This is a genomic window from Sphingomonas metalli (assembly GCF_014641735.1).
GTDB classification, from domain to species: Bacteria; Pseudomonadota; Alphaproteobacteria; order Sphingomonadales; family Sphingomonadaceae; genus Sphingomonas; species Sphingomonas metalli.
The window spans coordinates 1065602-1076406 of sequence record NZ_BMIH01000001.1; the positions used below are offsets into that span (position 1 = coordinate 1065602).

9 protein-coding genes are annotated in these 10805 nt (G+C 67.3%); 6 read left to right on the forward strand and 3 right to left on the reverse strand.

Annotated elements, in window-relative coordinates:
* Positions 1-110 precede the first annotated feature (110 nt).
* Positions 111-1640 carry a ShlB/FhaC/HecB family hemolysin secretion/activation protein gene (locus IEX18_RS05350; protein ID WP_229664373.1) on the reverse strand — a complete coding sequence of 510 codons (1530 nt, stop codon included), beginning with the start codon at positions 1638-1640 and terminating at the stop codon, positions 111-113.
* A gap of 291 nt (positions 1641-1931) precedes the next feature.
* Here IEX18_RS05350 and IEX18_RS05355 point away from each other — a divergent pair, with 291 nt between their 5' ends.
* From IEX18_RS05355 to IEX18_RS05380, 6 genes are all read left to right on the forward strand, one after another.
* A complete protein-coding gene (locus IEX18_RS05355) occupies positions 1932-3863 on the forward strand; it encodes a FecR domain-containing protein (protein WP_188657626.1) in 1932 nt (643 codons plus the stop codon).
* A 52-nt stretch (positions 3864-3915) separates the two neighbouring features.
* A complete protein-coding gene (locus IEX18_RS05360; RefSeq protein ID WP_188657627.1) occupies positions 3916-6246 on the forward strand; it encodes a putative bifunctional diguanylate cyclase/phosphodiesterase in 2331 nt (776 codons plus the stop codon).
* A 198-nt stretch (positions 6247-6444) separates the two neighbouring features.
* Positions 6445-6747, forward strand: a complete 303-nt coding sequence (locus IEX18_RS05365; RefSeq protein WP_188657628.1) for a UBP-type zinc finger domain-containing protein — start codon at positions 6445-6447, stop codon at positions 6745-6747.
* 14 nt (positions 6748-6761) lie between these two features.
* Positions 6762-7868: an NADH:flavin oxidoreductase/NADH oxidase gene (locus IEX18_RS05370; protein ID WP_188657629.1), complete on the forward strand. Its 1107-nt coding sequence runs from the start codon at positions 6762-6764 to the stop codon at positions 7866-7868.
* 240 nt (positions 7869-8108) lie between these two features.
* Positions 8109-8369, forward strand: coding sequence for a TfoX/Sxy family protein (locus tag IEX18_RS05375; protein ID WP_229664374.1), 261 nt, complete (start codon positions 8109-8111; stop codon positions 8367-8369).
* A gap of 232 nt (positions 8370-8601) precedes the next feature.
* A protein-coding gene (locus tag IEX18_RS05380) for an IS3 family transposase (protein ID WP_188657630.1) occupies positions 8602-9767 on the forward strand; the annotation gives its coding sequence in 2 pieces (ribosomal slippage) (positions 8602-8854 and positions 8854-9767; 1167 coding nt in all).
* A 47-nt stretch (positions 9768-9814) separates the two neighbouring features.
* Here IEX18_RS05380 and IEX18_RS05385 read toward each other — a convergent pair.
* A complete protein-coding gene (locus tag IEX18_RS05385; RefSeq protein ID WP_188657631.1) occupies positions 9815-10387 on the reverse strand; it encodes a hypothetical protein in 573 nt (190 codons plus the stop codon).
* A gap of 128 nt (positions 10388-10515) precedes the next feature.
* A complete protein-coding gene (locus IEX18_RS05390; protein WP_188657632.1) occupies positions 10516-10707 on the reverse strand; it encodes a hypothetical protein in 192 nt (63 codons plus the stop codon).
* Positions 10708-10805 lie beyond the last annotated feature (98 nt).

The window sequence follows — 10805 nt, forward strand, 5'->3', positions numbered from 1 at the left end:
TTCGCTGCCACGCTTGTCACGCCCGACAATCGTCCGTCCTTTCCGATCACGCCGCAGTCAGCCTCTATGGGTTTGTAGTCATCGGTGTTTTCCCGCCCGGTCGCAGGTCGCTAGAGTGCGCGCGCCAGACGAAGCGACAGGCGCGGACGCCGGTTGCCGGTGTCAAAGCGATCTTCCCCCAGCGGAAAGGCCAGCTCGATCCCCGCCTCGATCCGCCCCGCACCGGCGCGCAGTCCTGCGCCCGCCGAGGCCAAGGTTCCGCCACCCGCGCCCGCATGCCAATTGGCGACCGTGCCACCATCGCCGAAGCCATAGGCCTGCAACCGGTCGATCACCCCCGACACGATCCGGCCCGCGTCATAACGCAGCTCGACCGAACCCATGATGCCGTAATCGCCGGTTCGCTCAGCATAGTCATAGGCGCGGCCGAACGAGGGGCCGCCCAGCCCGATCTCTGACACGGCCAGCAAGGGCCGTGAGGCGAGCTGTCCCGCCGACGTCATGGCGACGCTGACACGGCCCGTCAGCGGCATGGTCCAGTCGACCAGATAGCTTAAAGCGGCGAACCGGCCATCACCGTCGCTGCGCGAGGCGAGGTCGGAAACATGCGGAATGCCGAATTGCGCTGCCACCTCTCCCCGGATCGTGCCGGTGCCGGTCGTCGCCAGACCGTTGAGCGAGCCCGTCAGCGTCGCCAGCCGGTCCTGCCGCAGGGGCAGACCGGCGAGCGACTGCCGGGTCGTCAGCGCCCGCAGGTCGAGGTTCGCCCACAGGCTGCGGGCCTTGCGCCGCAGCAGCGGGCGCGCATAGCCGACCGTCACGTCGGCGCTCCGCCCGCTGATATCGAAGGGCGCGAGCGCCGCTCCGGGGTGCGACCAGCCATAGGAGGCGGACACCGCCAGAACCGATCCCGCCGCATCGACCGGCGCGGCGTAGCGCCCGCGCAGAAAGGTGAACTCGCTCACGTCGATCGGCGTTTGGGCAAGCACCACACCCAGCTCGTCGCCGTCGTCCACGATGCCGCGCAGATTGCCGAGCAGCGTCGCCCGGAGCGGACCGACCTCCTTCGTGCCGCGATTGTCGATCTGGGCGTATGCGGCCACCCGATCCTCGTCGATGGTTACGAGCAGGATGCCGAAGCCGTCCTGCTGGACGAAGCGGCTACCCTTTACCCGCACGCCGGGAATATCGCCGACCAGCAGCAGCGCGCGTTCGAGATCCGCCTGCCGGACCGGCCTTTGCGTCACGAGAGTATGGACGAGGATGGCGTCCGCGCGGCCGTTGCGTGCGCCCACCACGCGCACCGCATCGATGCGACCGCGATCGACGGTGACGCGCAGGATGCCGTCGGCCATTGGCTGCGCCGCGATCGTCGCGGTGGCGAAGGGATAGCCGCGCGTCCGCACGACCTTCCCGATCGCGGACGCGAAGGCCGCCAGCTCCTGCCGCGACAGCGCTCGGCCCAGCATCGGGGCGATGGTATCGGCATAGGCATCAGCCGCGATGTCGTCGGCGCCCTCGACCACCACGGCAGAGGCCGGCCGCAGCCGCGCTATGTCGGGCGCCTCGCCCGCCGGCTGGCCGGCGACCGGGGCCGGCGAACGGTCGCCGGCCGGACGCGTCGGATCGCTTTCGGGCAAGGTCCGAACGGCGATGCTCGGGTCCGACTGATCGAGTCGGTTCTGTTCGGCACGTGCCGGCGCTCCGGCTGCGTTGATAACCAGGCCCGCAACCAGTGCTCTGCGAAAAAATGACGGCATCTCAATCCCTTTGATCTCATCAGGTAGGCCGCAACTGGTTCGCAAGGGGTTAAGCCGCGCATCGCTGCCCGGTTATCTGGAATTAACCATCCGACCTAAGCGCTCGGAAATAAATCACTGCCAGTTCAACTATTTGGAAGACGAACAATGATTCGCGTGGCGGAGAACATTATGCGCAAGTCCCTGTTGGCGATGCTGGCCGCATCCTGCTCCTCGGCCGCTGTCGCCGGGCCTGCGGCATGGCGCCTCAGCGAGGTCAGCGGACCGGTTCAGATCGCGCGCAACGGCATCACCAAGGTCGCGGCGCGTGGGCTGGAAATCGCCGCCGGCGACACCGTTTCCACCGGTGCTGCGGGGCGTGCGGTGCTCGTACGCGGCACCGAATTCATGATGGTCGCGCCGAATTCCCGGCTGCGCCTGCCCGCCGCGAGCGAGGAGAAATCCGGCTTCACCCGCATCGCCCAGGAGCTCGGCAACGTCGTCTTCATGATCAAGAAGAAGATGACTCCGCATTTCGAGGTGCAGACCCCCTATCTGGCCGCGGTGGTGAAGGGCACGACCTTCAGCGTGAACGTCGCCGATCGCGGCACCGCGCTTCAGGTCCTCGAAGGCGCGGTCGAAGTCGCGACCCGCGACGGCGGCGCGAAGGACCTGATCACGCCGGGCGCAGTCGCGCTCGTCTCCGACACCAATCGGTTCCGGATGGAGGTGGAGCGTGGCGGCGTGCGCACGGTGATCGAGTCGCCGGCCGCCAAGACGCAGGAGGCACAGCCCGTGCCGGTCGAGACCGCCGCCGCGCCGGCTTCGGCCGAATCGTCGGCCGCTCCCGCCGCCCTTGCCACGCCTGCCGACGCGTCGGCCACGGCGCCCGCCCCTGTGCTGGCCGAGACCGCGCCGGCGGGTGTCGCGCCGCAGCCCGTCCTCGCCCAGGCCGTCTATGCCGCGCCGGTTTCGCTCGGCGAGGCGACCGGCGGGCTCGTCGAGGGGAGCATCGGGCAGGAGGCGAGCGCCGCCCTGACCCAGGTGGCGGCGGCGACCCGCATCGCCACCGAGGCGTCGGCCGCGGCGGTGAAAACCGTCGAGGTGGCGAGCACGATCGTCGCCGCACATGCCGACGAGGCGGCGAGCGTCGCCGCCGCGGCGAAGACCCAGGCGCAGGCCGAACAGGCGGCGGCCGCCAAGGCGGCAGCGGAACGCTCGGCGCTCGATGCGGCCGCGGCGGCCAAGGCGTCCGCCGACGCCGCCGCGGCGGCCGAGGCCGAACGCGCCGCCAAGGCCGCGGAACAGGCTCGCGCCGAAGCACAGGCCCGGTCCGCCGCGCAAGTCGCCGACGCCGCACGCAAGGGCGCCGCCGACCGTGCCGCGGCAGAGGCCGCGCGCACTGCTGCCGCGGCCGACGCCGCCACCCGCGCGATGGACGATGCGCGCCGTGCGGACGAAGCGCTCGCCGCCGCCGACATGGATCGCGCCACGCGCGAGTCGCAAAAGGCCAGCGCGAGTCGCGACGCCGAGGAGGCCGCTCGCCGTGCCGCCGATCTCGCCGCGCAGGCAGCGACGAGCAGCGACAGCGCCGTGCAGGCCGCTGCGGCCGACGCCGCGCGGGACGCTGCGGCCGCGGCTGATCGGGCGAGCAGGGCCAGCGCCGCCGCGGCCCAGGCCGCGGCCGACAAGGCCGCGCGCGAAGCCGCGAAGGCGGCGTCAGCGCAGGCCGCCGATGCCGCCCGCGACGCCCTGAAGGCGACGCGCGACGCGGCCGACAAGGCTGCGGCCGACGCGGCCAAAAAGGCTGACGATGCCGCAAAGGAGGCGGACAAGGCCGCCAAGGACGCCGAGAAGGCGGCCAAGGACGCCGATAGGGCTTCGGCCGACAAGGCGGCGAAGGACGCCGAACGCGCGGCGAAGGATGCTGAGCGCGAAGCCGCAAAGGCCGCTGCGGATGCCGCCCGCGATCAGGAAAAGGCCGCCAACGACGCGAAGAAGGCTGCGGAAGACGCCGCCAAGGATGCCGCCAAGGCGGCTGCCGAAGCCAACAAGAACGCGACCAAACAGGCGGAGGAAGCCGCGAAGAAGCTCGAGGATCTGAAAAAGGGCAAGATCGGCTGACGTGCGGCCAGCCGCTACCCGATCTTAGCGTTTTTGCGGCCAAGCATTTGATATGAAGCGTGTGTTTCGCCCCGTCCGCCTGCTCATCCTGTTCGTCGCGGCGGCGATGACCCTGGCCTTCGCGACCTTGCCGGCGGGTCGCTGGGCCGAACGCACGCTCGATCCGCTCCGCTTCGCGCTCGCAGGCCGGCCCGCCAGCGGCCGGATCGCGATCGTCGAAATGGACGCCGCCAGCGTCGCGGCAATCCGGCAATGGCCGTGGTCGCGACGCCATTATGCCGCCGCCATCGATCAGCTGACCCGCGCCGGCGCGGCCTCGATCGTCTTCGACGTCGATCTGTCCTCGGCATCGGACCCGTCCGACGACGCGCAGCTGGCCGCGGCGATCGCGCGAGCCGACGGTCGCGTGGTGCTGCCGACCTTCGCCCAGCGCGCCGGTGCCGGCGATACGCGATCGATGGACGCGCTTCCCCTGCCCATATTGCGCGCGCATGCGGCGTTGGCATCGGTCAACGTCGCCCCGGATGATGACGGCATGGTGCGGCGCATGCCTTTCGGCACGATCACCGCGGACGTCCCGCGCCCGTCGCTGGCGGCCTATCTGGGCAACCGGCCCGGCGTGGCCGATCGGACCTTTCGCATCGACTATGGCATCGATCCCGCCACCATCCCCCGGCTGAGTTTCGTCGATGTGCGCGACGGGCGGTTCGATCCGGCCCAGGTGAGGGGGCGCGACGTGCTGATCGGGGCCACCGCGATCGAGATGGGGGATCGCTACGCCACCCCTGTCTGGGGCGTTATCCCCGGCGTGGTGATCCAGGCGCTGGCCGCCGAGAGCCTGCTTCCCGGACTGCCATACTCCGGTTCCTTCGCCTGGACGATGCTGGCGGCCCTCGCCATCGCGGCCGGGATGCTCCGCCTGGAACGACTGCGCACCGCGGCGGCGGCAGCGGCGGCGGGCGGCGTTGCTCTGTTCGCCGGAGCGATGTTCGCGCAGGTCCATTATCAATATTGGCTGCCGCTCACCGCCGGCCTGCTGCTCATCGGCCTTGTCGGGCTGGGCCGCCTCGCGCTGCACGTCATCGAGCGGTTCGACCACCAGCGTTCGACCGACGATGTCACCGGCCTGCCCAACCGGCTGGCGCTGAACCGTGCGTGCCTCGACCCTGCCGCGACGCTCGCCGTCGCGCTGTTCGCCAATCTGGAGCCGTTGCTGGCCGTGCTGGGGCCGGCGGCCGAGCGGGATCTGGTCCTGCGACTGGTCGAACGCCTGCGGCTGGCCGCGGGGGGCGCAGAGGTCTTTCGCCTGTCGGATCGACAGTTCGCCTTGACCCTGCCGGTCGATGGCGATCGCGACGATCTGGCCACGCGCCTGCGTGCAATGCTGCTGCAACCGATCGAGGTCGCCGGCCGCCGCGTCGACCCGACCATCCATATCGGCGTCGCCGACATGGCGGGTCCGCTGGCCGAACGGCTGAACGCCGCCGTGCGCGCCGCGGACGAGGCGGCGGAGAGCGCCACCTTCTGGCACCATGGCAGCCTCGACCGGGCCAAGCTCGAGCAGCGCGTGTCGCTGATGGGCGAGCTCGACCGCGCCATCGACAGCGGCGAGATCGAGGTCCACTACCAACCCAAGCTGTCGCTTGCCGATGATCGCATCACCAGCGTCGAGGCCCTGGTTCGCTGGCGTCACCCGGAACGGGGCATGATTCGGCCGGACTTGTTCATCCCACTGGCCGAACAGACCGACCGCATCGCGCCGCTCACCCTCTACATGCTAGACCGCATCACCCGCGACATGGCCGCATGGCGCGAGCGCGGGCTGACGCTGAGCGCCGCGATCAACGTTTCGGCGCGGCTGCTGACCCATACAAGCTTCGGCGAGGCACTTTGCGCCGTCCTGACCTCCGGCCGGATCGCGCCCGGCAGCCTCATCCTCGAGGTTACAGAGTCCGCCACCATCGACGATCCGGACCGGGCCGCAGAGACGCTGCGCCGCTACCGCGACCTGGGCTGCGCCATCTCGATGGACGATTATGGAACCGGTCAATCGACGCTCAGCTATCTTCAATGGCTGCCTCTGTCCGAGCTCAAAATCGATCGCCGTTTCGTCCAGCATGCGCATCTCAACCATGCCGACGAACTGATGGTCCGCTCGACAATCGACCTCGCGCATGGATTGGGTCTTAAGGTGGTCGCCGAGGGGATCGAGGAGGAAGGCTGCCTGACCTTCCTCAAGGAGGCCGGCTGCGATCTCGCGCAGGGCTATTTCATCAGCCGCCCCTTGCCGCTTGCTGAGCTGGACGCACTGCTCGGATGTCACGCGAAGGTAGAGGTGACTTCCGAAAGCAGGCCGTCGGTCACGCGTGTCTGTAGCGCATAGCGCAACGAGACTCAGTTTTTTGTCGTTCGACCTGTGCCCCGCCCATCCCCAGACCCGCCACGCGTTCATGCCGGCGCCCGTGCGGCTCGATGTCGGCGGGGATCATCGGCGACAACTTTTTGCCTGGTCGCAATATTGCTAAAACCCAACGACGTCAGCGCAAGGACGATGGTCATGCCGCCGCAGACAGGAGGACGAATGACGACCTGCAGCCATACCGCCTCGATCCGCGAAGTGACCCCGAGCGCACGTGGATGTGAGGAGTGCCTCGAGATCGGCAGCGCGTGGCTGCACCTTCGCCTATGCCGCACGTGCGGGCACGTCGGTTGCTGCGACCAGTCGCCGCATCGCCATGCTACCGCCCACTTCCACGCGACCCAGCACCCGATCATCGAAGGGTACGACCCGGCCGAGGGATGGGGCTGGTGCTACGTCGACGAGGCGTTCATCGATCTCCCCGATCAGACGCCTCAGCAGGGGCCGATCCCGCGCTATTATTGAACAGGACGATCCCGATGCCCGGACCCCAGCTTTTCCAGCCCTTCTCCGTCGGTGGCCTGGAACTCGCCAACCGTATCGTCATTGCGCCTATGTGCCAATATTCGGCGGTCGATGGATGCATGACCGATTGGCACCTGATCCACCTCGGTCACCTGGCTCTCTCAGGCGCAGGGCTGCTGACGATCGAGGCGACGGCGGTGGTGCCGGAAGGGCGGATCTCCTTTGCCGACGTGGGCCTGTTCGACGATGCGTCCGAGGCGGCGATGGCACGGGTTTTGGCCGGCGTGAGGGCCCATGCGGACATGCCTATCGCAATCCAGTTGAGCCACGCAGGCCGCAAGGCATCGACCGATCTGCCGTGGCGCGGCGGCAAGCAGATCGCGCCCTCCGCCGAGAACGGCTGGCAGACCGTGGCTCCGTCTGCATTGCCCTTCACCGACGGCGATCATGCTCCGATGGCGCTGGATGCCGCGGCACTCGACGGCCTGGTCGAGGCGTTCGCGGAGGCGGCGCGACGGGCGGGGCGTCTGGGGCTCGATGCCGTGCAGATCCACGGTGCCCACGGCTACCTGCTCCACCAGTTCCTGTCGCCGCTCTCGAACCGCCGCGACGACGAATATGGCGGTAGCCTGAAGAACCGGATGCGCTTTCCGCTGGCCGTGTTCGACGCCGTGCGGCGGGCGTTCCCGACGGATCGACCGGTGACTATGCGCGTCTCCGGCACCGATTGGGTCGACGGCGGCTGGGACGCCGAGCAGACGATCGCCTTCGCGCAGGCCCTCGAGGAGCGCGGCTGTGCAGCGATCCATGTGTCGAGTGGCGGCCTCGATCCGCGTCAGCAGATCCCCGTCGGCCCCGGTTACCAGGTACCCCTGACACGCGCGGTGAAGCAGGCCACGACGATGCCCGTGATCGCTGTCGGCCTCATCACCGAGCCCGAGCATGCCGAGGCGATCGTGAGCACTGGCGACGCTGATCTCGTCGCGCTAGCTCGAGCCATCCTGTACGATCCCCGTTGGCCGTGGCACGCTGCCGCGGAACTCGGCGCTCAGGTCACTGCGCCCAATCAGTATCTGCGCTCGCAACCGCGTCGCCACCGAGACCTGCTGAAGGGACATTGATCAAGCTATTGCCGGTAGGATTCGGCAGCGGGTTGCCGAGGATTCACAATCGGCCGTTCAGCGCCATCTTGACCTTTCCCGAGAGCAGCTGCTCGTTCAACGCCACCAGCGACCCGGACTGGTCCTCTCGTTGTGCGCAGCAGCGCTCGTCTGTTGAGCTTCAGACATGGCGACGCAGAAACGGACGATCGGATTCCTCCTTGAACAGGCGACCGCGGCCGCGGGGTGATAGCCAAGCCCATGTTCGGTGAGTACGGCGTCTACCTCGACGGCAAAATGATCGGTTCGGTCTGCGACGACCAGCTCTTCGTCAAGCCGACAGTGTCGGGCGGTGCGCATGCCAAACCGGTGTCAGATGCCCCGCCATACCCAGGAGCCAAGCCGCACATGCCCATCGGGGCAGATCGATGGGAAGATCCTGATTGGCTCAGCGAATTACCGCGCGTCACGGCCGCGGAGCTGCCAACACCCAAGCCGCGAAAAACGAAGCGAGACGCATAAGCGACCGCGGCGCGCTCGACCCAGATCCGGACCTTAGCAGGACTCTGCTAAACGCAAGGCTTTTCCTATCCATCCAGGCTCGCTTCACGTTGATGCAGCAGCCTAATGGAACATGAGCTTGGCCATCCGCAAAGCTTTCGACTGCAGCACCGCCCCGTAAATGCCGTGTGACGTGACCCCGGTTTCTTCATCCACCTGGAACTAGAGACCGGCCCATCGAGGGACGGACGGAATGAAGCGGAAGCAGTTTTCGGAAGAGCAGATCATCGGCATTCTCAAAGAGGCCGAGGCAGGTGCGGTGGTGACAGAGCTGTGCCGCAGGCACGGGATGTCGAGCGCGACCTTTTATGCGTGGAAGGCGAAGTTCGGCGGGCTGGAGGTATCCGACGCGAAGCGCCTGCGGTCGCTCGAGGAGAAGAACGCACGGCTCAAACGGCTGCTGGCGGATACGATGCCCGACAATGCGGGGTTGAAAGACCTGCTGTCAAAAAAATGGTGACGCCCGCCGCGAAGCGGCAAGCGGTCGCGCATCTCCAGGCGACGTTGGGGATGAGCGAGCGGCGGGCGTGCACGGTCGTTGGGGCAGACCGCACAAGCGTGCGGTATCGCTCGTGCCGGGCGGATGATGGCGACCTATGGTCTCGGCTGTGCGAGCTGGCGCAGCAACGCCGGCGGTTCGGCTATCGACGCCTGCACATCCTGCTGCGCCGCGACGGCATCACGATCAACCGCAAGAAGACCCAGCGGCTCTATCGTGAGGAGGGTCTGACGGTCAGGCGCAGGAAGGGGCGAAGGCGCGCCGTTGGCGCGCGGGCGCCCGCGCCGGTGCTGGCGCTCCCCAACCAGCGCTGGAGCCTGGACTTCGTCCACGACCAGCTCGTCACCGGCCGGCGGTTCCGCGTGCTCAACATCGTCGACGACGTGACGCGCGAGTGCCTCCGGGCGGTGGTCGACACATCGATCTCGGGCCGGCGGGTCGTGCGCGAGCTGGCCGATCTGATCGCCGACGGTGGCAGGCCGAAGATGATCGTCAGCGACAACGGCACCGAGCTCACCTCGAACGCGGTGCTTGCCTGGTCCGGCGAAGCGGGCGTGGAGTGGCATTACATCGCGCCCGGCAAGCCGACGCAGAACGGGTTCGTCGAGAGCTTCAACGGTCGCATGCGCGACGAGCTGCTCAACGAGACGCTGTTCTTCACCATCGGCCAGGCCCGCTCGATCCTGGCGCGCTGGGTCGACGACTACAACACCGAGCGGCCGCACTCGTCGCTCGGCTACGCCACTCCGGCAGCCTTCGCTGCCGGGCTCGAACAGCAACGGGCGGAGTTAATCCCGCCCGTTGCTTCACCCGCGCTCCTGCGCGACAACACCGGCCAGTCTCTGGTTCCCGCTGGATGAAAGAACGGGGTCACGTCAGATGGTCCGCGCGCCGCGAGCGGCTCGTTTCAATGCTTCTTAAGACAGTGAATGACGAACGCCCGCGCAAACATCATTACACCTTGATGATCAAGGTCTACGCGGCGAGCGCGGACGTCTTCTCGGTATAGAGCGTTGAAGCAGGCCTGATACGTGTATTGGTCAGTCCAACCCTTCTGATCGAGATGCTCCTCGTCGGTGAGGCTCACGCCGGTCCAACGCGCATCTTCGCCGGTCCGGTGCACTGAACCGATGCAACTCGCCGCCGAATCCTCCAGGTCATGATAGGCTTTCAGATGTTCTTCCGGAGCCGCGAGCGCGATGAGATCGTACGGCGTGATCGCCTGATCGAAGGATAGGCTACCCTTCGAGATTGTCTCGCCCGAGACGCTGCCGTTGCATCGATCACCGCCAGCAATGTCCTTCACCCAGCTTATGAGGTGCCCGCTGTGCCTGACGCCGACTAGCTGGGTAAAATGCCCGCTTCCCCCGCCCGAGCTTTGCAGCGACAGAATATCCATATCGCCGCTTCGCCCAATATAGGAATAGTAGAAGTAGCCGCCGTCCGGGATGTCATAGCCGATCGACCCGTCGGCCTGCACTTTCGGCCTCAGTCCGGTGTTTCCACACGTCCGTACGTCAATAGGCTTCCACCGCGTGTCGTCGAAAGGCGGGACAGCTTGGCCGAGTACGGCCTCGACCTGGGGAGAAGCGGACGTCCGAGGTTCTTCTAAATTCCTGAAGCGGCGACGCCTGTGGCCACCAGCGCCATAGCGATCATCGAGAGCACGCCAGCAAGAGCAAACATTCCCCAAACACCACTTGCAGGTTTCGGTCCTCGAAAGTCCGCGGCGATCTTGAGACCGCAATACACGGCATTCCAAATCAGCAGCGCTACGGTCACGATGAACCAGGCGATCATGGGCTTTGATAATCAGCAGTGCGGAATGTCCGCAAGTGGGCGAGAGCGGACGTTGACCAAGTCATACCGGGTCGGGTTTGACTGATGGCACAGCATGG

Coding starts and splice junctions, on each gene's coding strand:
- IEX18_RS05355 (WP_188657626.1), top strand. CDS start 1,932: ATGCGCAAGTCCCTGTTGGCGATGCTGGCCGCATCCTGCTCCTCGGCC.
- IEX18_RS05365 (WP_188657628.1), top strand. CDS start 6,445: ATGACGACCTGCAGCCATACCGCCTCGATCCGCGAAGTGACCCCGAGC.
- IEX18_RS05375 (WP_229664374.1), top strand. CDS start 8,109: ATGTTCGGTGAGTACGGCGTCTACCTCGACGGCAAAATGATCGGTTCG.
- IEX18_RS05390 (WP_188657632.1), bottom strand. CDS start 10,707: ATGATCGCCTGGTTCATCGTGACCGTAGCGCTGCTGATTTGGAATGCC.
- IEX18_RS05370 (WP_188657629.1), top strand. CDS start 6,762: ATGCCCGGACCCCAGCTTTTCCAGCCCTTCTCCGTCGGTGGCCTGGAA.
- IEX18_RS05360 (WP_188657627.1), top strand. CDS start 3,916: ATGAAGCGTGTGTTTCGCCCCGTCCGCCTGCTCATCCTGTTCGTCGCG.